The organism is Paenibacillus sp. S29, assembly GCF_049319765.1.
Lineage (GTDB): Bacteria > Bacillota > Bacilli > Paenibacillales > Paenibacillaceae > Paenibacillus > Paenibacillus polymyxa_B.
The window spans coordinates 29,493-55,372 of the sequence record NZ_JBMOUI010000018.1; the positions used below are offsets into that span (position 1 = coordinate 29,493).

Below are 25,880 nucleotides of genomic sequence, written 5' to 3' on the forward strand. Positions count from 1 at the left end.
ATTTGGCGTAAAAGATCTACTACAACAAGTTTTAATTCAGCGACATTGCTACATAAAACTTCGTTACATTCAAACCACAAAAGCCGTAAATCTCCGGGGTTATTGGAGACTTGCGGCTTTTGTGGTTTGTTTAGATTGCCCCAAAGCCATTTGAAAGCTTTGGGGCAGTTTCCGTATTTTGAACTCGGAGCTTGTTTTTAATGCCTAAAGTGAAAAATCAGGTGGACATTATTCCACTTCCGTCTGTTACTAGTAAGTTCGCTAGCTCTGTTTCCAACATCGCTTTAACGATTTCTGGATTTTCTTCAAAAGGAAGTTCCAGTGAGATTTGCAATACATTCTCCATATGCTGAACAGTAAAGAAAATGATTGAATCCCGATAGATGTCCCTCTCTTCCGGCTCGATATTTTTAAACAGCTGATATTTATCCGACGCTTCGCCAAGATAATTGAACACAATAGGCAGCTTATTCAGGCTATGCTTCAGATACCGGTTAGACTGCGGATACAACGAAGCCATTTCATCATTGTATATGAGATTTAGAAAATTCAGATTACGCGCTACGGCCAACTGCATACTGTTTCTGATCTCATGCCCATGTTCATCCGCATCTGTAAGCAGTACAGGGATTTGGTCTATAAATTCACCTATAATATCAAAATACTGCTTGTCCTCGTATGCCCGGCCATAATTGGTGAGAAGAATAGGAATCTCGTCCACTTGCAAATATCTGCGGAAAAAGCGGTTAGCTAGTCGTATAGCCAAGTCCCACATGTCTCCGATTGCGTCAGAATCATTCCAATCTGCAAGTTCTACTGTCACATCTGTGCCCGTTGTATGGCTGCGCTCATCAATTGCGAGGACTACAGCGTCCGAAGCAGCAGCAAATGCGGACAAGCGAAATTTGTCGACAATCTCTTGATCGCCCATGCCCTGAGGTCCTTTGCGAACCTGACTCACATAATCACGGTAGCTTCCTGCTAGTTGCTCTTTTACATTGCTCATGTCATCATATGCACGGTACAACTCACTCTTAACGACCTCTCCGCTCATGCCATCATAGATGAGATGTGAACAAGGGAGCAGCAGCAAATGATCCCGTAAATTAAGGCGAACAAGCGCAATGCGATATAACAAGTTTCCGGTTGTTTCATAAGGGTTCATAAAGAATGCAGGCAGTATATGTGAGAGTATACGATTTTGCATCTCTGCACCGTAGTTCGATAAATCTATCATTGGAATATCCATGCGCTCCTTCATGGACAACATTTCCCATTCCCATCCGACATCTGTTTGGACCAGCACACTTCTAAAGAGTTCATGACGCTCTATCAGGCGTTGCATGATTGCAGATAACCGTTCTACATCCAGCAGGTAACTATCAAAAGGAATGACACCTCCTGAGGATTGCGGATGCTCCAAATGATAATGTTGAGCGGGAGCAAGCGCATAGCGTTGTAAAGGCTCCCCTGCCAGCATCGTGCTGTTCCATTGGTCATTCATCCGCAGCAGATGTTCCAGCCATTCCTCAGCATGCCGCTTCACAGCTTCGTCGTCTACCATCGTATCTGTGTATAGCTTTTCACAGTCAGGTACTTGAGCAGCTGCTTCAAAAGGAAGCAAATGATGTGGATGAAGGTCAGGATGAAGGCGTGACAAAATGACTTCCTTCAGCGCCTCTGCTTGTATAGAATCGAAAGGATCTATGTGCAAAGTTAATTGATCTCGCCCTTCAACAGCTGTTGATTGGAAATGAGCATGTACGTCATAAGCCTTTTCGATGATGTCGATTGCCTCGGCAATATCACGTGTTAGCATACCCGACATTGAAGTGTCTGCTCGCATATACTCTGATATTTGGCGAATAGTCTGATATTGAAACACCTGATTAATCCCTATTTCAATGCCAATAGCCTGAGCCTGTGAAACCAATTGAATGGCTTTTAGGGAGTGTCCGCCTAAATCAAAATAGTTATCATCAATGCCAACAATACTGACACCCAGATTCTGCTTCCAAATATCTACCATGTGCCGTTCCATGCCGTTTCGCGGGGCTGCATATTCAACACCTGTTTGAATGTCTCCGTCCGGCGCAGGAAGCGATTTACGATCAATTTTTCCGTTAGTGGTCAACGGCATCTTCTCCAATTGAACAAAATAGCTAGGCAGCATGTACATCGGAAGATTGGGAACCAACGCTGCTTTAAGTTCCTGAATGGTCAGATCGCTATCAGCCACAAAATAAGCACATAAATCTTTTTGTCCTGATTCATTCTCACGAGCAATAACCACCGCTTTACGGATCACAGGCAGGTTCATTAATTGCGCTTCTACTTCTCCAAGTTCAATTCGGTAACCCCGAATTTTTACCTGATGATCCATCCTACCTAAATATTCAATATTTCCGTCTGCCATCCATCGCGCCAAATCTCCTGTGCGGTACATACGTTTTCCGGGTTGGAAGGGGTCTGCTATAAATTTCTCATCTGTCAGCTCACGATTTCCCATATAACCTCGCCCTACTCCATCACCACCAATGTAGATCTCGCCTGCAATTCCTATCGGAACCAACTTCCGATTCATATCCATAATATATACGTGCTGGTTAGCCATTGGCTTGCCAATCGGCACCGTATGTGTCCAAGCTGTCATCGTCTCCCCGTCAATGTCGTATGCAGTTGTGTCTACGCAGCACTCGGTAGGACCATAAACATTAGTTATTTGCGGACGATATCCGGGCCGGTTGCTCAAAAATGTTTTAACGAGATGACCGGGTAGCGCCTCTGCACCAAAAATAAAATGCTGTACATTCAGATCTGCAACGGAGTCTTGCATTTCCGTCAGCATATGCATGTGTGCAGGTGTACCATCAGTAAAATCAATACGTTGGGATCTGAAATAGTCAGCCAAACGATGACCATTGGTGCTAATCTCTCTCGGCACCACGTGAAGCGCATGCCCGAGAAGCAGGCATGGGAAAATTTGTTTCACTGATGCATCAAATACATACGGCGACAGCCATGCCATCCGCATTGGCGATTTGTATTTCTTATACACTTGTTGTCTAAATGCGGTTGTCATATTAACGACATTAGAGTGTTGAATCATCACTCCTTTGGGTTTACCCGTTGTGCCGGAGGTATACATCACATAAGCCAAATGGCCGGATTCACATACTTCAGCCAAATTGGAACCGTCTTCTGCGGATAGCCTATGACTATCAGGTGAAATGACTAGCACATCCGTCGGTACCTTCACGGCCATTTCCGGCTTTGCAATCAGAAGCTGGATATGGCTGTCTTGTAACATATAGAGTATACGTTCCTGCGGAAACTCAGGGTCGATAGGTACATATCCCCCACCAGCTTTTAAAATACCAAAAATCCCTACAATCATTTCGATAGAGCGCTCCATAATCATTCCGACCAATTGATCCGCCTGGACTCCTTCTGCTCTTAGCACGCGAGCCAGTTGGTTTGCACGCACATTTAATTCGTTATATGTGATCTGGCTATCTCCAAAAACTACAGCTACTTGATCTGGAGTCTTCTCTACCTGTTCTTCGAATAATTGATGAATGGTTTTTTCACTTGGGTATTTCACCGCAGTATTTCCCCAGACATCCAATATCATTTCGATTTCCTGTGGCGTAATGATCTCAATTTCAGAAAGCTTTGTCTGTGGTTCATCTACAACAGCTTTAATCAACTGGAGAAAGTGATCGGCCATTCGTTTAATCGTGCTTCTCTTGTACAGGCTATCGGCATATGTGAAGCTGAAAACCAAACCTTCAGAGCTTTCCATGGCCGTAAGTGTCAAATCGAATTTTGCCATATTCTGTTCGCCTGGGCACAGAGTAACCTGCAAGTCTTGGAATTCCGTCGTACCAGAGTCCATGTTATCTAGCTCAAAAAGAGTATCGAATAACGGATTCCGACTCAGGTCCCTCTGTACATTCAGCTTCTCCACCAGCAATTCAAACGGATAATCCTGATGCTCAAAGGCATCAAGCACCTGGTCCTTTACTTCCTGAACATATTCGTAAAATGACTTGTCCCCTTCAGGAAAGCTCCGCAATGCAAGCGTGTTGACAAACATGCCGACGACAGGCTGCAAATCGTGATGCTGTCTACCTGCAATAGGTGTTCCAACAACGATATCCTCCTGACCGCTGTACTTGAACAATAGGGTCTTGTAGGCCGCAAGTAATACCATAAATAAGGTAGCTCCCGCCTGCAAACTGATTTGTTTCAAACCGTCCACGTCCTGAGGTGAAATGGCAAAGGAAACGGTGCTGCCCGAAGTGCTACGTGTTGCAGGTCTTTCAAAGTCGACTGGGATACCCAAAATCGGAATGTCGCCGCTCATCTGCTTGAGCCAGTATGCTTCTTGTTTTTCCATCCATGAGCTACCAATATCTCCTTGCTGCCATACCGCATAATCCTTGTATTGAATTCGCAAGGCGGGCAACGTTTTTTCTTCATACAGTGCGGGCAGCTCGTTCAGCAATATACTCATAGATACACCATCTGAAATCACATGATGCATGTCAAACATAAACCAATGGCGCTGTGGAGATTCTTGCAACAGAGCAGCTCGAAGTAACGGTGCCTTCCCAAGATCAAAAGGTCTGATAAATTGTCTCATCATTGCTCTTGCTTCGTTCTCGCCATGTCCCTGCATAACCTCCAAAGTGAAATCGACATGGTCGTGAATCCGTTGTACCAGTTTATCATCTACAAATTCAAAAGAGGTTCGCAATGTATCATGACGCTGAATTAATTGCTTAAGCACTCTTTCCAATCGTAAAAGGTTCAGTTCCCCTTCCATCAAAAGCATGGCAGACATATTGTAGTTATTCATGCTGCTCAAAACGTATAGTCTATTTTGAGTTATAGATGCCGGATAACTGTCTCTCAATTCGGCAACAGGAATCGCTGCAAATGGATTTGGTGACAATTCATGAACAGCCTGCGCCATTTGCTCAATTGTTGGAAAGTCAAATACATAACGCAACGGTAACTCAATATTCAGTTCTTTGTGAATTTTTGCGGCCAATGCAGTTGCACGAAGTGAATGTCCGCCAATGGCAAAGAAATTATGATGAATTCCAACGGACGGAATGTCGAGTACCTCTCTCCAGATTTGTGCTAACTTCGCCTCCATGGCTGTGCGCGGCGCTGCATATTCTGCAGTCAAATCAGTATGTTCCTCGAATGCCGACAGTGCCTTGCGATCAATTTTTCCGTTCGGTGTCAGCGGCATGTTCTGCAGTTGTATAAAATACGACGGTACCATATAGTTCGGCAATTTCTCATTCAGCAAATTCAACATCATACTGCCGCTGATTTCTTTTTCAGCTACGTAGTAAGCGGCCAAATGATAGTCTCCCTGCTGATCTGCACGAGCCATGACAATAGATTCTTTAACACCGTCCACCTTGATAATTTGCGCTTCAATCTCACCGAGCTCAATCCGATACCCGCGGATTTTGACCTGATGGTCAATCCTACCCAAATATTCAATGTTCCCATCTGGCAACCATCGTGCCAAGTCACCTGTACGGTACATTCGCTCATAGCCAACTTCCTCTGCTGCAAACAGATTGGCTACGAATTTTTCTTTTGTCAGCTCTGGACGGTGCAAATAGCCGCGTGCCAGCCCCGGACCGGATACACACAGCTCACCAGGGACTCCTGCAGGTGAAAGATTTCCGTGTGTATCCACCATATACACGCGGTGATTAGATACTGGCCGTCCGATGGATATGATTCCACCTAACTCAGAATTTTCTTCCGATACCGGCCAAAGAGACGTTGCAACGGAATTTTCGGTAGGACCATACGCATTGTAATAAGCCACCCGGTCCTTCCATTTGGACACCAGTTCTGCGGTAGAGGCCGATCCTGCTGTGAGCAGAACACGCAAATCAGGCATGCGATCCGGGTTCAGGTATACAGCATAGTTTGGCGGCAGCGTTGCAATTGTAATTCTGCAGGCAGCCATGTACTGCTCGAAACGTTCATAATTTAAAATAGTCTCGGAGGAAGGTATATACAATGTCGCTCCGCATAGTAAAGACTGGATTATTTCCGAGCATGACGTATCAAACGAATAACTGGCAAACATGATAACCCGATCGGACAAGCCAATACTCAACTTTTGCTCGAAGTAGGTTTTAAGATTACTAAGACCGTGATGCTCAAGCATTACTCCCTTAGGCTGACCTGTCGTCCCGGACGTATAGATGACATATGCTAGATCGTTTGGACCCGATACAGCCTCCAGATTCGAACCGTTCTGATGATATACGGGCAGCATTTCCCCGCGTACATCCGCTTTTCTTGTATCGGAAGCGACTCCGTCCTGTTCACCGTCAAGCACCAGCACTTTGCCTCCAAACAGCACCTTTTCCGTCAGGTGCTGTTGCGTTAACAACAGTTCCGTACCTGAGTCGTCCAGCATGTAGCGGATGCGTTCCTCCGGATAGGTTGGGTCTATCGGGATGTATGCTCCCCCCGCCTTCAAAATTCCCAATATGCCCACAATCATTTCTACGGAACGCTCTGTCATCAGACTAACCAGACTATCGGCTTTCACACCATAGCTGCGTAAAGTACGGGCCAGACGGTTTGCGCGCTCGTTCAATTCATGGTAGGTCAATTGTTGACCTTCAAAATATACCGCTGTCTGATCCGAAGTCTGCAAAACCTGTTCCTCGAACAGTTCGTGAATTGTTTGTTCACGCGAATACTCTGCCGTGGTATTTCCCCACACCTGAATGATGTGCTCCCGCTCCTGCTTAGTCAACAGATCCATTGTCTCAATTAAACTATCCGGATTCGCTATAATTTGATCCAGCAACTGCAGTAGATGTCCTTGAATCTGCGACACACTCTGATGATCATACACCTGGGCATTGTAGGAAAAATCAATTCGTAGCGTATCTCCCTGAAGTACTATGATGCTTAAATCGTAGCTTTCTTGCTCAGTATTGGCCTCTTCCAAAGTAGTCTCAAACACCATTCTATGGCCAAAGAGGGCCAGTTGTTGCACTTTCGTTGTAACCAATTCAGACATTGGCAAATGTTCATATACCGCAGATTCATCGGTTTGCTGCTGCACACTTCTCATCAACCCGATAAAGTTAGCTCCTGCTTCGGTTCGAATGCGAACTGGTAAGGTGTGGTTACCCAGTCCAATTGAATGCTTCGAATCCAATTTATCTGTCAAAGGACTTGATATGGAGCAAGCGAACACCACATCATCTGTACCGTTATACTTTTGTAATAAAATTCCCCAGGCTGTCTGCAGCAGCGTATTTGTCGTCACCTGCTCATTCAGTGCAATTCGCTGCAGTGCCACCGTTCGTTCAACATCCAAATTAATCTCCAGATGCTCTGTCTGATATGGACTGCGTCCCATCAGATTGGCATATGGCAATTGAGGTGCTTCTTCATAGCCTTCGAGCAGAGTACTCCAGTAGCGAGAAGCCTTTAGGGTGTCCCTATGTTTTTTTAGAATCCCTTTGTCTTCTTCCGAAATCAGCGTCAATTCGCCCAGCTTAGTATTGGGATTGGCTACAACGGTTTTAACCAACTGTACAAAATGCCTTGCCATGCTTTCTACCGTTTCCCGTTTAAACAAAGATGTAGCGTACAGAAATTGGAGCTGAATAGATGCTTCCTCCTCATTAACTTCAAGCGTCAGATCGAATTTCGCAGAAACCTGATCTATGTCAAAAGAGCGGAAGAACAACTTGTCCAACTTCACTTCCTTTTTCTCCATATTCTGCAATACAAACATCGTGTCGAACAACGGATTACGGCTCATATCTCGTTTCAGGTCGAGCTTTTCCACCAGCTCCTCAAAAGGATAGTCCTGATGCGCATATGCTTGCAGTGCACATGTCTTGGCGTCCTCAATGCAGTTATAAAACGTCTGTTCAGCGTGAGGATGATTGCGTAATGCGAGCGTGCCGACAAACATACCGAGCATAGGCTCCAGGTCAGCATGCGGTCTACCTGCAATCGGAGTACCAACAATGATGTCTTCCTGCCCTGTGTAATAATGCAGCAATGCTGTGTATGCAGCCATAAGTACCATGTACAGCGTAGAATCCGTATGCACCGACAGTTCTTTTAAACACTGAGTCAATTCCTGTCCCATTTCAAACTCAACAGCGTCACCTTTCGTACATCGTGTTACCGGACGCTCAAAATCAGTTGGCAAATCCAGTTGAGGCAAGTCACCACTAAATCTATTCAGCCAGTACTCTCCCTGACTCTTTATTCGCTCCTGCTGAGTTTTGCTATGCTGCCACACAGCATAGTCCGTATATTGAATACGCAGCGGAGATAATACTTCACCGCTATATAAGCGGGCAAAATCACCAGCTAATATTTCAATGGATACTCCGTCTGAAACGATGTGGTGCATATCAAGCATCAATAAGTGCTGCGGCTCCTGGCCTTCTTCGTCCAATCCCAATTTAACCAGCTTTACACGTAGCAACGGAGCGATCCTCAAGTCAAATGGGCGTACAAAGGAACGGGCATGTTCTTCTGCTAAATTTTCAATCATAAGTTCATTGGATTCTGTCCGCAGTTCTGATATTGTGGCATATTCCAACTCAAAGTGAATCGTATCGTGCACTCGCTGCATCGGCACACCATTCACCAGTTCAAAGCTTGTCCGGAGGGCCGCATGACGTGAAATTAATTGACGGAATACCTCTTCCACCTGGTTCACATCTATCGGACCGATTACTTTCAGTGCTGATGTGGTGTTATAGCTTATCCCTTCCGGATCCAGCTGGTGAAGCACATACATCCGTGTCTGTGCGAAAGAAAGCGGGTAAGTGTCGCGGTTTTCTGCCACCGGAATGGATGCATATGTGATTTGATCCTGTTCTTCAAGCAAGGCCGCCAATTGCTCGATTGTCGGTGCCTCAAATATGTTTTGCAAATCCATCGGTCTGTTTAAATCTTTGCGAACTCTAGAAGTTAGTGTCGTCGCCCGCAGCGAATGACCACCAATTTCAAAGAAATTTTCGTTGATGCCTACTTGCGGTAGACCCAGCACATCCTGCCAGATGTCTGCCAATTTTATTTCCATCCACGTTCGCGGTGCAACATGGTCGGCCAAACGAACTTCTGGTATCGGTAGCGCCTTACGGTCAATTTTACCGTTTGGTGTAAGAGGTACATTCTGCAATTGAATGAAATGTGAAGGGACCATATAATTCGGGAGTTCTTCATTTAACATCTTGCGAAGCTCGCTCCCCGTCACTTCCCGTTCCGCCACGTAGTAGGCAACCAGTTCGTGTTGGTTTTGGCTGTTTGCATGTGCCAGTACGATGACCTCTTGCATGCGATCTGCCTTCAGCAAAGCCGCCTCAACTTCGCCCAGTTCAATCCGGTAACCGCGAATTTTGACCTGCTGATCGATCCGGCCCAGGTACTCAATGTTGCCGTCAGGCATCCATCTTGCCAGGTCGCCTGTCCGATACATGCGTTCATAGCCCGATTCCCCACCTGCAAACGGATTGGTCACAAATTGTTCAGCCGTTAATTCCGGACGGTGCAGGTAACCGCGCGCCAGTCCTGGGCCGGATACGCATAGCTCCCCGGGGATTCCTGCTGGTGCAAGCTGCCCATGTGCATCGACCATATACACGCGGTGATTCGGTACAGGGCGTCCGATTGAGATGAATACCCCTGCTTCGGCCCCTCCCGGTACTGGCCAAACAGACGTTGCTATGGAATTTTCCGTTGGACCGTAGGCGTTAACGTAGGTCACACCGTCTCTCCATTTGCTGACTAGCTCAGTACTGGTCGCCGATCCGGCCGTAAACATGATGCGTAGTTCCGGCATTCGTTCAGGGCTCAAGTATATGGCATAGGTTGGGGGCAGCGTTGCAATTGTAATGTGATGATCCGCCATATACTGCTCAAACTTGTCATAGCTGAGAATGGTTTCTGATGTCGGGATACACAAAGTGGCCCCGTTGAAGAGCGCCTGAAGCATTTCCCAGCATGCCGCATCAAAGGAAAAGCTGGCGAACGATACAACACGGTCGGAACTGCTGATCCGCAACGTCTCCCTGAAGTACGTATGCAGATTGCAGAGTCCACGATGCTCAAGCATGACTCCCTTAGGCTGGCCTGTCGTTCCAGACGTATAAATCACATACGCTAGGTTATGAGGACCGGATATGGCGTCCAAATTCGTACCATCCCTGTGATATACGGACACGGGTTCTCCTTTTGCCTCAGCCGTACTTGCATCCGCACTGCCTTCGCCCAGTTCTGCATCCAACAGCAGGACCTTGCCCCTAAATTCCACTTTTTCAACCAAATGCTGCTGCGTTAACAGCAGTTCCGTACCTGAATCGTCCAGCATATAACGGATGCGGTTCTCCGGATAAGTCGGATCGATCGGAATGTAGGCGCCCCCTGCCTTCAAAATACCCAAGATGCCGACAATCATGTCAATCGATCGCTCTGTCATCAGGCCGACTAGGCCGTCTGCTATCACACCGTTACTGTGTAAAGTTCGCGCCAGACGGTTCGCTTGCTCATTTAATTCACGGTAGGTCACTTGTGCTCCTTCAAAATATACCGCTACCTGCTCCGGTGTCTGCTTGACCTGCTCCTCAAACAACCCGTGAATCGTCTGCTCACGTGGATATGCTGCTATCGTGTCACACCAAGCACCCAGCATTTGCTCGCGTTCCTGAGGGGTTAATATATCCAGCTCGCAAATCCGACCAGCTGGATTGATCTTGATTTGCTCCAGCAGTTGCAGCAAATGCCCCCGGATCTGTTCTACCCTTTCATAGTCATATACCTGGGCGTTGTAACCAAAATGAACTCGTAGCGTCTCTCCCGGTAACACCACGATATTAAAATCATAATTCGTCTGCTCAACCGCTCCTGCTCCGGTTATTTTAAAATCAGCTTCCTCTCTTTCACCTAATTGCTCAATTTGTTCATCCACCGGATAGTTCTCAAATACCATAATATGATTAATCAGTTCCACTTTCTGCTCTGCCTGTGCCTGAATCTCATAGAGTGGGAACGTTTCGTATGTTCCCGAAGCAAGCGCCTGTCGCTGAGTTTGCTTCATCAGCTCTGTAAATGCAGTTGCTTGTCCGCCTTGAATACGGACGGGGACCGTATTAATGAATAGTCCAATCATCTGCTCTACTCCGGCAATGTCCGCTGGACGTCCCGATACCACGCTCCCGAAAACGACATCCTCTGTGCGATTATACTTTTGCAACAAAACGCCCCAGGCCGTTTGCATCAGCGTATTTATCGTTACCTGTTCTTGCTTTGCCAATTGCAGTAGGGCCGTTGTCAGGTCTATACCCAAATCAAATTCCAGATATTCGGCCTCATATTCCTTGGACTTCCCTGTTTTGGCCTGCGGCAAGACCGCCGTCTCCTCATAGCCCCGCAGGTAACCGCTCCAATACTCCGCTGCCTCTTGACGATTCTGCCCCTCCAGCCATTCGATGTATCGGCTATATGGTGTTACCACAGGCAATTGCGGTAGCTTCCCTTCTGTAAGGGCGGTATATCCTCCAAAGACTTCGTTGGTAACCAGTGACAAACACCAGCCATCCATGATGATGTGGTGGAAGCTCCATACAAAATGGTATGAATCATCTGATGTACGCAAGATAGATACCCGCATCAGTGCATCCTTTGCCAGATCAAAGCCCCTCTGCTGATCTCGACGCGTGAACTCCTCGATGTACTGCTCTTGCGCAGCCTTCTCCTTCTTACGTATGTCCTCTACGTAAAGCTCTCCACGTTTATTCCGGTACACCACTTGCAACGGCTCGCCCTGCAAATCGCTCCGGAAGTTGGTACGCAGTGCTGAATGACGCTGTACCAACAAGTCCAGACTGGCGGAGAATGCAGCGAGATCCAGCGTTCCCTTCAGTTCAAAGGTGGACTGCTCTACATAGGCGCTCGACTGGGAATCCAGCATGTTGTGAAACAGCATTCCTTTTTGCATCGGCGTCATGGGATATATATTCTCAAGCTCTCCGTCAGGCTGGATCTGCTCCACCATCCGGTCCAGTTCTTCAAGGCTTAAGTCCGAAAGCAGCACATCACTTGGCGTCAATTCGGAGTGCTCCCGAGATGCACAATGCTGAATCACTTCCAGCACGTTCTGCTTGAATTGCTCTGCTAGTTGCTCAGCAGCATTTTGTTGGAGTGCCTTATTGTTGTATTGAATACTTAGTTCCAGCATGCCATCTGTAACGAGTCCTCCCACGTCCATAACACAGGACATTTGGGTCAGTTCATGAGTATTAGCTCCGCTGGAATATGGAGAAAAATGCATGCCGCTATGCTGCAGTGTCTGATCAAATTCGCCCAAATAATTAAAGCTGATCTGTGGCTCGGCGTATGTTGCCCCGGACGGTCCATTCTGGCTGAGATACCTCCAGATGCCATACCCAATTCCTTTATGTGGAATGCTGCGCAGCATCTCCTTCATCCGTTTGATGTGCCCGGAGATATCATCTTCTCGGTTAATCCGCAGCAGTACCGGGTATTGACTCGTAAACCAGCCAATCGTCCGTGATATATCCGTATCCTTTATGATTTCTTCCCGGCCATGGCCTTCGAGAAGAATCGCTACCTTTTCACTGCCAGTCCAAGCGCTTAGCGTCTTGCCGAGTGCCGTCAACAACAGATCATTCACTTCTGTGTTGTACGCGCGGTGGGCTTGCTTCAGTAGTTGATCAGTCTCTTCCTTCGTAAGCCTCACATTTACGATACCCATGTCTTGCTGCATAAACCTATCGCTATGCTCTTGGGACACTGGAAGTTGGGGCGACTCGGATGCCGCCAGTTCATTCACTTGCTCCCAGTATGCGTGCTCACTTTCCATCTCAGGACTATCGGCATAGGCTGACAACCGCTCCGACCAGACCCGGAAGGAGTCTGTTTTGGCCGGAAGCTGTATGGCTTCTCCACGTACAGCCTGCTCATAGGCATTCGACAAATCCTCCAACAGTATCCGCCACGATACGCCGTCTACCACCATATGATGAATAGCCAGTAGCAGATGGTCCCCATCAGCGCAGTGGAACAGGCCCACTTTCAGCAGAGGTCCTTCATCCAGACGGATGCTACTCTGAATAGTACTGGCCCGGGTTTCTATAGCTTGACCCAATGTGGGACCGATCGGCACGTCTTTGAAATCGGCCACTTCCAGATCATACAGCTTCCCTTCCTTCACTCCGCGGTTCCAGGCTTCCCAGCCTTGCTTCGTCTTGCGGAACACCATCCGTAACGCATCATGATGCACCGCCAACTGCGTCAATGCCTGTTGTAGCGGCTCTTCCTCGAATCCCTGCTCCCGGTGAAGCATAACCGCCTGATTAAAGTGGTTCGGCACAGGCTGTCCTTGTTCCACAAACCACTGCTGAATCGGTGTCAGCAGCACGGCTCCATCGATCTCTTCCTGATCAGCTAATTGGGTATCCGACACACGCAGGTGTGTAGCTAGCTCGGCAACCTCAGGGTACTTAAACAGGTCTTTAATATCCAGCTTATACCCTGCCTGCAGCAGGCGTGAGGATACCTGAATCGCCTTGATCGAATCCCCGCCCCGATCAAAAAATTGATCCGTCAATCCGACAGGACCGCCGCCCAGCACAGCCTCCCACACATGGGCCAGCGCCTGCTCCGCTGCTGTCTGCGGAGCCCTATATTCCTGCGTGGAACGGGAAATCTGCTCCGGTGCCGGCAATGCCTTACGGTCGATTTTGCCGTTAGGTGTGAGCGGCATTTGCTCCATCTGAACAAAGTGCGAGGGAACCATATAATTTGGAAGCTCTTCACTCAGCTGCTTGCGAAGCTCGCCCCCCGTTACTTCCCGTTCCGCCACGTAGTAGGCAACCAGTTCGTGTTGGTTTTGGCTGTTTGCATGGGCCAGTACGCTGACCTCTTGGATACGATCTATTTTCAGCATAGCCGACTCGACCTCGCCCAGCTCAATTCGGTAGCCGCGAATTTTAACTTGTTGATCCATCCGTCCAGCGTATTCTAATGTACCGTCTTCACGCCAGCGAACAAGGTCTCCCGTGCAGTACAGGCGATCTCCGTCCACCCACGGATTGGCAAGGAATCTCTCAGCCGTCAAATCAGGACGGTTCAGGTAACCGCGTGCAACTCCGTCTCCGCCAACAACCAGCTCACCCCATGCTCCAATCGGCTGCAGGTTAAACGCCGAATCGACCACATACGCCGTCGAATTGCGGATAGGACGCCCGATCGGCACAGAATCAAGCTGTTCTTCCTTAATATGATAAGTCGTCGAAAAAGTAGTATTTTCCGTTGGTCCATAGCCGTTAATGATATTCATGTCCGGATTATCACGCAGCACCCGATTGATATGCGGTGCAGACAGCACATCGCCTCCGACCAGCAAATACTTCACATCTCCGAACAATTTACTGTCCTGCTGCGAAAGCTGATTAAATAGCGGTGTAGTCAGCCACATCATAGTAATGCGATGGTCCCGTATGGTCTCCTTGAGCTTAGCTACGTCCAAAAGATCATCCTTATGCACGAGTACAAGCTCACCGCCGTTCAGTAGCGCTCCCCAAATTTCAAACGTAGACACATCAAATACAAACGCGCAAGTCTGCAACATTCGGATCGATTCATCGAACGGCGCATAATCCGTATTACGCACCAAGCGCACGACACTTTGATGCTCAACAACGACGCCCTTAGGCTTGCCTGTTGATCCCGAGGTATAGATGACATAAGCAGCATGTTTGCCTGATCCATCTATTCCTAAATTGGAAGTATCCGGACTGTAGGACGTATCATCATTCAGATTGACAATCTGTCCATCAAAATAGCAACGTACCAGTAAATCTTGTTGAGTCAGCAGCAGTTTGGCTCCCGAGTCCTCCAGCATATAGCGGATACGGTCCTCCGGATATTGAGGATCTATCGGCACATACGCGCCTCCAGCCTTCAAAATAGCCAACGTTCCGCTAATCATATCCAGCGAACGCTCCGTTAGAATGCCGACAGGCTCATCGGCCTTCACTCCAGCAGTCTGTAGCGTATGCGCTAATCGGTTAGCCTTCTCATTGAGTTCCCGATAGGTCAACGATTGATGACCCAAAGTGACGGCCACGTGATCTGGCGTACGTTCAGCTTGCTCCTCAAACAGCTTTTGGATTGTCTGATTGCGCGGATATACAGAAGCCGTGTCGTTAAACTCGCCTGTAATCTGTTGTCTTTCCGCCGTTGTCACCAATTCTAGTTCTTCAACGCTTACATACGGGTTGAACGAAATTTGCTCCAGCAGACGAGCAAAATGTCCATGCAGACGCTCAATCCCGGTTTGATCAAAGCTCAATGCGTTATACATAAAACGAATCTTAATGCCTTCTTCCGGCATCACGACGACATTCAGATCGTAGTTGGTTTGTTCTGTAGCCACCGCGTTTAAAATTGTGAATGCATTCTGCCCATCACTTCCCAGCTGCTCTACCTGCTGCTCCACCGGATAATTTTCGAATATCATAATGTGCTTGATTAGATCCTGCTTCTGCTCGGTCAGTGCCTGAATTTCATACAGCGGGAACGTGTCATAGGCATTGGCAGAAAGCGCCTGTCGCTGAGTTTCCTTCATTAATTCACTAAATGCAGTTGTTGGTTTACCTTGAACACGGACTGGGATGGTATTAATGAAAAGTCCGATCATTTGCTCTACTCCCGTAATGTTCGCTGGACGGCCCGACACCACACTACCGAAAACGACATCCTCTGTGCGGTTATACTTTTGCAGCAACACACCCCAGGCCGTTTGCATCAGCGTATTTATCGTCACCTGTTCTTGCTTTGCCAGCTGCTGAAGTTGCGCCGTCAGGTCTATACCTAAATCAAATTCCAGATATTCGGCCTCATATTCCTTGGACTTCCCTGTTTTGGCCTGCGGCAAGACCGCCGTCTCCTCATAGCCCCGCAGGTAACCGCTCCAATACTCCGCCGCTTCCTGACGATTCTGCCCTTCCAGCCATTCGATGTATCGGCTATATGGTGTTACCACAGGCAATTGCGGTGGCTTCCCTTCTGTAAGGGCGGTATATCCTCCAAAGACTTCGTTGGTAACCAATGACAAACACCAGCCATCCATGATGATGTGGTGGAAGCTCCATACAAAATGGTATGAATCATCTGATGTACGCAAGATAGATACCCGCATCAGTGCATCCTTTGCCAGATCAAAGCCCCTCTGCTGATCCCGACGCGCGAATTCCTCGATATATTGCTCTTGCGCCACCTTCTCCTTCTCACGTATGTCCTCTACGTACAGTTCTCCGCGTTTATTCCGGTACACCACTTGCAAGGGCTCGTCCTGCAAATCGCTCCGGAAGTTGGTACGCAGTGCTGAATGACGCTGCACCAACAAGTCCAGACTGGCAGAGAATGCAGCGAGATCCAGCGTTCCCTTCAGTTCAAAGGTGGACTGCTCTACATAGGCGCTCGACTGGGAATCCAGCATGTTGTGGAACAGCATTCCTTTTTGCATCGGCGTCATGGGATATATATTCTCCAGTTCTCCGTCAGGCTGAATCTGCTCCACCATCCGGTCCAGTGCTTCCAGGCTTAAACCCGGAAGCAGCACATCACTCGGCGTCAATTCAGAGTGCTCTCGAGATACACAATGCTGAATCACTTCCAGCACGTTCTGCTTGAATTGCTCTGCTAGTTTTATCACATTATCTTCCTGTAACACTTTTGTGTTATAACGAATATCCAGCTCAAGCATTTCATCCGTTACAATGCCCCCCACATCCAGGGAACACGGTATTCTGGTCAGTTCGTTAACATCTGCTCCACTGGAGTACGGGGACATGTGCGTTTCGCTGTGCCGCAGCGTCTGATCAAATTCACCCAAATAATTAAAGCTGATCTGTGGCTCGGCGTATGTTGCTCCGGACGGTCCGTTCTGGCTGAGATATCTCCAGATGCCGTATCCAATCCCTTTATGCGGGATGCCGCGTAGCATCTCCTTCATCCGTTTGATGTTCCCGGAGATATGATCTTCCCCGTTAATCCGCAGCAGTATCGGGTACTGGCTCGTGAACCAGCCAACCGTTCGTGATATATCCGTATCCTTCATGATATCTTCCCGGCCATGGCCTTCCAGAAGAATTGCAACCTGATCACTGCCAGTCCAAGTGCTTAACGTCATGCCGAGCGCCGTCAGCAACAGATCGTTCACTTCTGTGTTGTACGCGCGATGAGCCTGCTTTAGCAGTTGATCAGTCTCTTCTTTCGTGAATTTCAAGCTCAAAGTAGCTGTGTTATTTATGGTCAATGTTTTTTTAGAATCCAACAATTCTGTAAGTCTTAAAGACTCGGATGCCGCCAATTCATTCACTTGCTCCCAGTATGCGTGCTCACTTTCCATCTCAGGACTGTCGGCATAGGCTGATAACCGCTCCGACCAGACCTGGAAAGAGTCTGTTTTGGCCGGGAGCTGTATGGCTTCTCCACGTACAGCCTGCTCATAGGCATTCGACAAATCCTCCAACAGTATCCGCCACGATACGCCGTCTACCACCATATGATGAATAGCCAGTAGCAGATGGTCCCCATCAGCGCAGTGGAACAGGCCCGCTTTCAGCAAAGGCCCCTCATCCAGTCGGATGCTACTCTGAATAGTGCTCGCACGGGCTTCTATAGCTTGACCCAATACGGGACCGATCGGCACGTCTTTGAAATCGGCCACTTCCAGATCATACAGCGCCCCTTCCTCCACTCCGCGGTTCCACGCTTCCCAGCCTTGCTCCGCCTTGCGGAACACCATCCGTAACGCATCATGATGCACCGCCAACTGCGTCAATGCCTGACGTAGCAGCTCTTCCTCGAATCCCTGCTCCCGATGAAGCATAACCGCCTGATTAAAGTGGTCCGGCACAGGCTGCCCTTGCTCCACAAACCACTGCTGAATCGGCGTCAGTAGAACGGCTCCCTCGATCTCTTCCTGATCAGCTAATTGGGTATCCGACACACGCAGATGCGTGGCTAGCTCAGCAACCTCAGGGTACTTAAACAGGTCTTTAATATCCAGCTTGTAGCCTGCCTGCAGCAGGCGTGAGGATACCTGAATCGCCTTGATCGAATCCCCTCCCCGATCAAAAAATTGATCCGTCAATCCGACAGGACCGCCGCCCAGTACAGCCTCCCATACACTGGCCAGAGCCTGCTCCGCTGCTGTCCGCGGAGCCCTATATTCCTGCGTGGAACGGGAAATCTGTTCCGGTGCTGGCAATGCCTTACGGTCGATTTTGCCGTTGGGTGTGAGCGGCATTTGCTCCATCTGAACAAAGTGCGAGGGAACCATATAATTCGGGAGTTCTTCACTCAGCTGCTTGCGAAGTTCGCTCCCCGTCACTTCGCGTTCCGCCACGTAGTAGGCAACCAGTTCGTGTTGGTTTTGGCTGTTTGCATGTGCCAGTACGATGACCTCTTGCATGCGATCTGCCTTCAGCATAGCCGCCTCAACTTCGCCCAGTTCAATCCGGTAACCGCGAATTTTGACCTGATGGTCAATCCGGCCCAGGTACTCAATGTTACCGTCAGGCAACCATCTTGCCAGGTCGCCTGTCCGATACATGCGTTCATAGCCCGCTTCCCCATCTGCAAACGAATTAGCCACAAATTGCTCAGCCGTTAATTCTGGGCGGTGCAAGTAACCGCGTGCCAATCCTGGACCGGATACACATAACTCTCCTGCTACTCCAGCAGGTAAAAGATGACCAAGAGCATCGATCATGTACACCCGGTGGTTGGGTACGGGACGTCCTATAGAAATGGTATCGATTGCTCCGGGGTGTTCCGACACCGGCCAAATGGACGTTGCTACCGAGTTTTCTGTCGGGCCATAGCCATTAAAATAGGCAACCTGATCCTTCCACTTGTTTACAAGCTCCATCGAGGAAGCGGAACCAGCGGTGAACAGAATACGCAGATCCGGCATTCGTTCTGGGTTTAGATACACTGCGTAGGTAGGAGGTAATGCCGCTACCGTAATTTTATGTTCCGCCATATACTGTTCAAACTGGTTGTAGTTCAGAATGATTTCCGAAGTAGGCACGTAAAGTGTCGCACCACAAAATAGCGCCTGAAATATTTCCCAGCATGCAGCATCAAATGCGTAGCTCGCAAACAGTAGGGCATGATCTGACGGACTTATCTGCAATGTTTCATCAAAATACGTTTTCAGGTTACACAATCCATGGTGCTCCAGCATTACACCTTTAGGCAGTCCGGTAGTTCCTGAAGTATATATAACATAGGCTAGGTCGTTTGCCCCTGATACGGCTTCCAGATTTGATCCTTCCATGTGATATACAGTTGGATCTCCATCCAATACCAGAACTTTTCCTCCAAAGGCGGCTTCTTTGACCTTTTCCACAAGATGGGTTTGTGTTAAAAGCAGGTCTGCACCGGAATCGTCAAATATATAACGGATACGTTCCTCTGGATATGACGGATCGATGGGTACATATGCCCCTCCTGCTTTAAGAATAGCAAGAATGCCAATCACCATATCTATAGAACGATCAGTCATGAGTCCAACTAGCCGATCAGTTGTGGTGCCGTAACTACGCAGGGTACGAGCCAGTCGGTTAGCACGTTCATTCAGCTCAGCATAAGTCAGACTGGAGTTCTCACAGACAATTGCTGTTGCCTTCGGTGTCTTTTCTACTTGTTTTTCAAAACAAAGATGGATGGTATCACTAGAAGGATATGAGATCTGTACTCCGCTAAATTCGGATAAAACCTGACTTTTCTCTTCTGTTGTCAGAAATTCCAAATCGGAAATCGGTAGATCCGGCTGTTGAACAATCTGCTCCAGTCCCTGTTTAAGATGAGCTGCAATTAGCTTAATCCAATTTTCATCGTAAACCAGCCGATTATAACTAAATGTAACTTCATACTGTGATCCAGGAACGACAATCACATTAAAATCATAGTTGGTCTGTACAATATCCTCTACGTCGGTAACCTGAAGTGTATCAGGCCCTTTTTCCGCATGAATAAGCTCCTCTGAATAAGGATAGTTCTCAAAAACAACAATATGACGGACTAAATTTTGTTTCAAATCCGTGTGATTCTGAATATCTGCCAAGGAAGAATAAGAGTACTGAGTAGACTCGATGTTGGAGTTTTGCACAGATATCAGCAGATCTGAGAATCTCTGGTCCGCATCACTGGTTATGCGTGTTGGTATTGTGTTAATGAACAATCCAACCATATTTTCAATTCCCGGAACTTCATCTGGTCTGCCGGATACTACGGACCCGAACACAACATCCCGGCTGTGGTTGTACATTTGAAGCAATAATCCCCATACCGTCTGAAATACAGTGCTGACTGTCGTGTGGTAGTGTTTAGCTATTCTCTCCATTCCTTGAGTCAGTTCTTTACCCAGCTTGCATGTGTAACGTTCTGCTTCGAAGATTGGATTCAATGGACGGTTATAACCCGGCAAAATTGTTTCATTTTCAAGCCCATTTAAATATCCCCGCCAATAGGCTGTCGCTTCTTCCTTGTCCTGTTGCTCTAGCCACTGAATAAAACTGCTGTACGGATATACCGTATCCAATTGTGCAGGCACTCCAGACCGAAGGGAAGTATACATGGTAAAAAATTCCTGGGCTACCGTTCCCATGCACCAACCATCCATTATAATGTGATGAACACTCCAGACAAGCCTGCAAGAGTCATCATCCCATTGAAACAGGGCAAGCCGAATCGGAACATCTTTTTCCAAGTCAAAACCCACTTGACGCTCTGTCTTTAAAAAGTCAGTAAAATGCCCCCTTTTCTCAGCTTCAGGAAAAACACTGATATTTTCGAAATGAACAGGCAACGCTTCACGTTCTTCCAGGACAATTTGAAGCGGACGTTCTGTTTCTTTATACATAAAAATGGTACGGAATATATCATATCGATTCATGAGCTGCTGCAAGCTTTGCTGAACCAAATGAACATCTAGCACTTCATTAAAGGTAATAACGGTCTGCTCAAAGTAAGCTTCTGATTTTGCGTCGAGGATGGAATGAAACAACATTCCCTCCTGCATCGGGGATAGCGGATAGATATCTTTAATATTTACCTGTGCCAAATCATTCACCTTTCCTTTATCCATGCAGAATTTGAGTTTCAACTTGCTGATATCCTTTATTTCAACAGATTTCCCAGCTTATCCGATAATCGACTTGATATTTGTTCAAATTGCCCCATAGACAATTGATTATATGTAAAATCCGTAGGGCTGCGCTCCGCCTGATCTTTAGTGCAACAATGATGGATAATATTCAATAGATGTTTTTTAAATCCGATCGTTAATCGCTCTACCGTCGCTACACCATATTCAAGCCCGTTATATTCAAATTCAAACCGAAGGATTCCGTTCGTGACCATGCCGTTAATGTCAAATGTATTCGTCTTTTCCGCACGAGGGCTTCTCTCACCATTGGCTAAGTCTGCTAATCGGGAAATACGCCAAGGCATGTCTGTCTTGTTTTCTTCGTCGAATTGTCCCAAATAATTGAAGCTGATTTCCGGGAATGGTGCAGCGACTAGAGAAGCGGCTTTAGTCTGGTCCTTGGTCAAATAACGTAAAATACCATAACCGACGCCCTTATTAGGCACCCGCCGCAGCTTATCTTTAACCATTTTGATCTGATAGGCCAAGTTCTCGGGTCTGTTGACCTCGATTACAAAGGGATACAGGGAGGTAAACCAGCCGACTGTACGAGAGATGTCCAAATCTTTAATGATCTCCTCTCTGCCGTGTCCCTCCAGCAAAATCGGGATTTCGTTGTAACCGCTCCATTCATAAAAAGCCAGGCCCAAGGCTGTAAGCAACAGATCATTCATTTCCGTATGATAGGCATGATGTACATGCTTCAATAGTTTTTCCGTCTCATCCCTGCTGAGTACCACCTCCGCTTGGCGTCGATCTTGCATCAGGCTAACCGCGATTTCACGATCTCTTGGCAACCGACGTATCCTGCGTGAATCTACATTGTTCCAGTAGCTGATTTCTTGGCGTACCTGTACACTTTCGGCGTAAGTGGTCAGTCCTGAAGCCCACTCTTTGTAAGCATCAGTCTTGGCGGGCAGATTCGGCATCTCACCCCGAGCTACCTGATCATAGGCGGTGCCCAAATCTTCCAGCAAAATTCTCCAAGACACACCGTCTACAATAAGATGGTGGATAACGATCATCAGATGATCTTCACCGGATAAATGGAATAAAGCCAAGCGTATGAGAGGACCTCGTTGCAGATCCAAACTGCTTTGCAGCTCATCGCCAATGTGTCGGATTTCTTCTTCAGGCTGGCTTGATTGTGTCAAATCATAGCTCGTTAATGTAAAGAACTCACCTTCGTTCACTCCCCTGTTATAGGCGGTGGTTCCCTTTTCCTCTTCCACAAAAATGATGCGTAATGCATCGTGATGAGCTACCAGCTTGTCCATAGCGTTTTTCAGCCATAATTCATTCCATCCTCTATCATTTTGCAGCATGACTGCCTGATTATAATGGTGACGATCTCTCCGATGATGCTGAAAAAAATCGAGTTGAATAGGTGTCAATTCTACCTCACCTTCTACAATCCCCTGGGGAATGATACGGGTGATTTTTTTTATAAACGGTGCTATCAAGTGAATTTCAGGGTAACGGAATAAGTCCTTTACTTCCATTTTCAGGCCTTTGGCATTTAAGCGGATTGCAATTTGCAATGCTTTAATCGAGTCCCCGCCAAGCTCGAAAAAGTTGTTGTGTAATCCAATTGGTTTAACGCCAATCACTTCTTCCCAGATCAAAGCGATTGTTTTTTCCAATTCATCCTGTGGTGCCTCATATATGCTATCCACCGATGCTATTTCATCCGGTTCGGGCAGATTGGATCGGTCTATTTTCCCGTTATGGGTCAATGGCAACTGTTCCAATACAATGATTTGAGCTGGAACCATGTAGACTGGTAACTGCTGAGCCAGTTTATCTCGCAGCATGTCTTTCTCAGCTGCACCTGCAACATAGGCACATAAGTACTTTTGTCCCGCCGTGTCCAGTCGATCAACAACAACCGCCTGGCGTACTCCTTCCGTTTCGAGCAAAATAGATTCAATTTCTCCAGGCTCAATCCGGTATCCGCGAATTTTATATTGGTAGTCAGCTCGCCCGATAAAATCTATATTCCCATCTGGCTGCCAGCGCGCCAGATCCCCGGTACGATACAAGCGTCCACCGGGCGAGAACGGATCAGACACGAATTTCTCCGCTGTAAGCTCCGGTCTGTTCAGATATCCCCGCGCTACAGAAGCCCCACCAATACACAGCTCGCCCGTTACACCGACAGGGACCGGACGCATCCTGTCATCAACAATGTATAACTTATGATTCGGTAGAGCTCTGCCGATAGGCACAATACCGGACAGCGGCAATTTTTCCAGCTCGTTCTCATAAAAGCTAGACTCGATTGCGGCTTCGGTAACTCCATACGTATTAATAATTCGCATCTTGCTGCCAAAACGGGTCAACATCTTACGGTAATCTGCAACAGCCAAGCTATCTGCTCCAGTAGTAAGCAGCTTTAGTGAACTGATATTTGTACCGTGCTCATAGATGTAATTCAATAGCAGAGCTAAAAGCACAGGAGGCGTCTCAAACGTAGTAATCTTCTGCTGCTCCAACAGTGTAGCCAGGGCAGCTGGATCATTTCTCACGTTTTCAGGACAAATGACTAAGGTACCTCCATTGACAAATGCCTTGGCCAAATCGCATGCAAACACATCAAACGACATGCTGGCAATTTGCAGTAGCTTAACTGGGAAATCTTCGAATCCTTGGCTGTGTCTGTAGCCGAGTGCAGTGTTGACATATTGTTGATGTTCAACCATAACGCCCTTGGGCTTACCTGTGGTACCCGATGTATAAATGACATACGCCAAAGAGCCAGGCTCATATGTGGAGATATACTGCTTGTTCGAATCCATCTCGGGCTGGAGTGGCAAGGTAGCGAGATCAACTACCTCGCCCATGAAATCCATTGTTTTCAGCCAGCCCGTCAGGTGAGATTGCGTAAGCACAATCGTCGTTCCGCAGTCACGCAGCATATATTCAATACGTTCTTCTGGATACACGGGATCTACTGGCACGTAGGCAGCTCCTGCTTTCATAATTCCCAGCACCGCCACTATCATCTCAACAGACCTGTCAACCATGACAGCGACCAGACTCTCCCGTGTAATTCCACGCTTCTGCAAAAGATGGGCAAGAGCGTCTGCCCTATCATTAAGTTGTCTGTAAGTGAGCATTGTATCTTCATATATGACGGCCGCTCGTTCTGGTGTACGCTCCGTCTGCGCTTCGAATATCCCGTGAAAAGTAAGTGCAGGAAACTGGACAACGGGTCCGCTCCATATTTTCGTCAAAGTAGCCTCTTCTTCGGTTGTTAACAGCCGAACATCACGGAGGCAAACATCTGGATTGCTGGCAATTTGGAGGAAGACATGCTTCAAATGATGGGCCAGATGCTTCATCGCTTCACTGCTATAGACCTTGCCGTTATAGGACAATATGAAACTCATTGCCTTCTTGTCTTCAACTTCAATATTAAAGTCATACGGTATTTCTTCGAATAACCGGGCGTCTTCAATAATGAATCCGAGTTTGTCTTGCCAGTCCCGTCTCCCGACCATGTTTTCCAGCGGATAGTTCTCGAATACAACGATATGATCGAGCAAGCGTTGCTTGAGTGCAGATTGCGACTGGATTTCAGCAAGTGAACAGTATCCGTTCATCCTTCCTTGGACAGAGGCTCTCTGGACATCGCGCAATAATTCAACAAAACTCTTTTCTTCATTTAATTTAATTCGTAATGGAATGGTATTAATGAACAATCCCACAATTCGCTCTACTTCATCCAATTCCGACGGGCGGCCAGATACCACCGTGCCAAAAACTACGTCCTTGCTTCCGTTGTAACGACCAAGTACAATTCCCCAGGCGGCCAGAAAAAGACTGCTAAGCGTGGCCCCATTGCATTCAGCAATCGTACGCAAAGTGCTGGTCTCTGTTTCCGTCAGCGTCGTTCTATATTCCTGCAGCAGATAGCCGCCTTTTTCAGGAGTTGTAGCTGGAGTTTTTAGCATCGGAAGTCCGGCCGTTTGTTCGTAACCTTGTAATTCAGAACGCCAGTAGTCCTTGGCCGCCTCCTGATCCTGTTCTTCAAGCCAGTCGGCATACCCGGTGTAAGGTCGTGGTTCAGGCAATTGAACGGAACGGCCTGTACGATAGGCCTCATAGGCCGTTAACAACTCGTCCATTATGATGCCAAGACACCAGCCGTCCATAATAATATGGTGAAAACTTAAAAGCAACGTATAAGCATCTTTATCCGTCTGAAGTACAGCCATCCGGATGAGCATATCCCTGCTCAAATCGTAATGGGTGTTACGGTCCACATCCATAAATCTACGAATAGCGTCGGCTTGCTCCTTTCCGGTCAGCTCTGTCATATTTTCGTAAGTAATCGCCGTGTTTCGCTTTTTAAAGACAATCAGCCGCGAACGAGAAGCGGATTTATGATAAATGTTCGAGCGCAGCGTTTCATGACGCTGAACCAACAGTTGAAAGCTTTTTTGCAGGGCATTCCAATCCAGATCTCCCCGAATAGAAATACGTAATTGCTCGTAATAAGCCTGTGATTCTGGTTCCATCAGTGCATGGACGAGCATTCCTTCCTGTAAGGGAGTCAAGTTGACCACTTTTTCAATTTCAAGTCCTTTGATCATGG

2 protein-coding genes are annotated in these 25,880 nt (G+C 47.5%); both read right to left on the reverse strand.

The genetic code is table 11. The annotated features are described in order from the left end of the window. Window positions 1–217: 217 nt before the first annotated feature. A complete protein-coding gene (locus ACL9RM_RS23400; RefSeq protein ID WP_250268327.1) occupies window positions 218–21,220 on the reverse strand; it encodes a non-ribosomal peptide synthase/polyketide synthase in 21,003 nt (7,000 codons plus the stop codon). A gap of 32 nt (window positions 21,221–21,252) precedes the next feature. Next, complete coding sequence (locus tag ACL9RM_RS23405; RefSeq protein WP_250268326.1) at window positions 21,253–25,878, reverse strand: non-ribosomal peptide synthetase; 4,626 nt, start codon at window positions 25,876–25,878, stop codon at window positions 21,253–21,255. Window positions 25,879–25,880: the final 2 nt, after the last annotated feature.

Excerpts from the sequence above, each read along its gene's own strand:
- ACL9RM_RS23400 (WP_250268327.1), bottom strand. The coding sequence starts at position 21,220 with ATGGATAAAGGAAAGGTGAATGATTTGGCACAGGTAAATATTAAAGAT.
- ACL9RM_RS23405 (WP_250268326.1), bottom strand. The coding sequence starts at position 25,878 with ATGATCAAAGGACTTGAAATTGAAAAAGTGGTCAACTTGACTCCCTTA.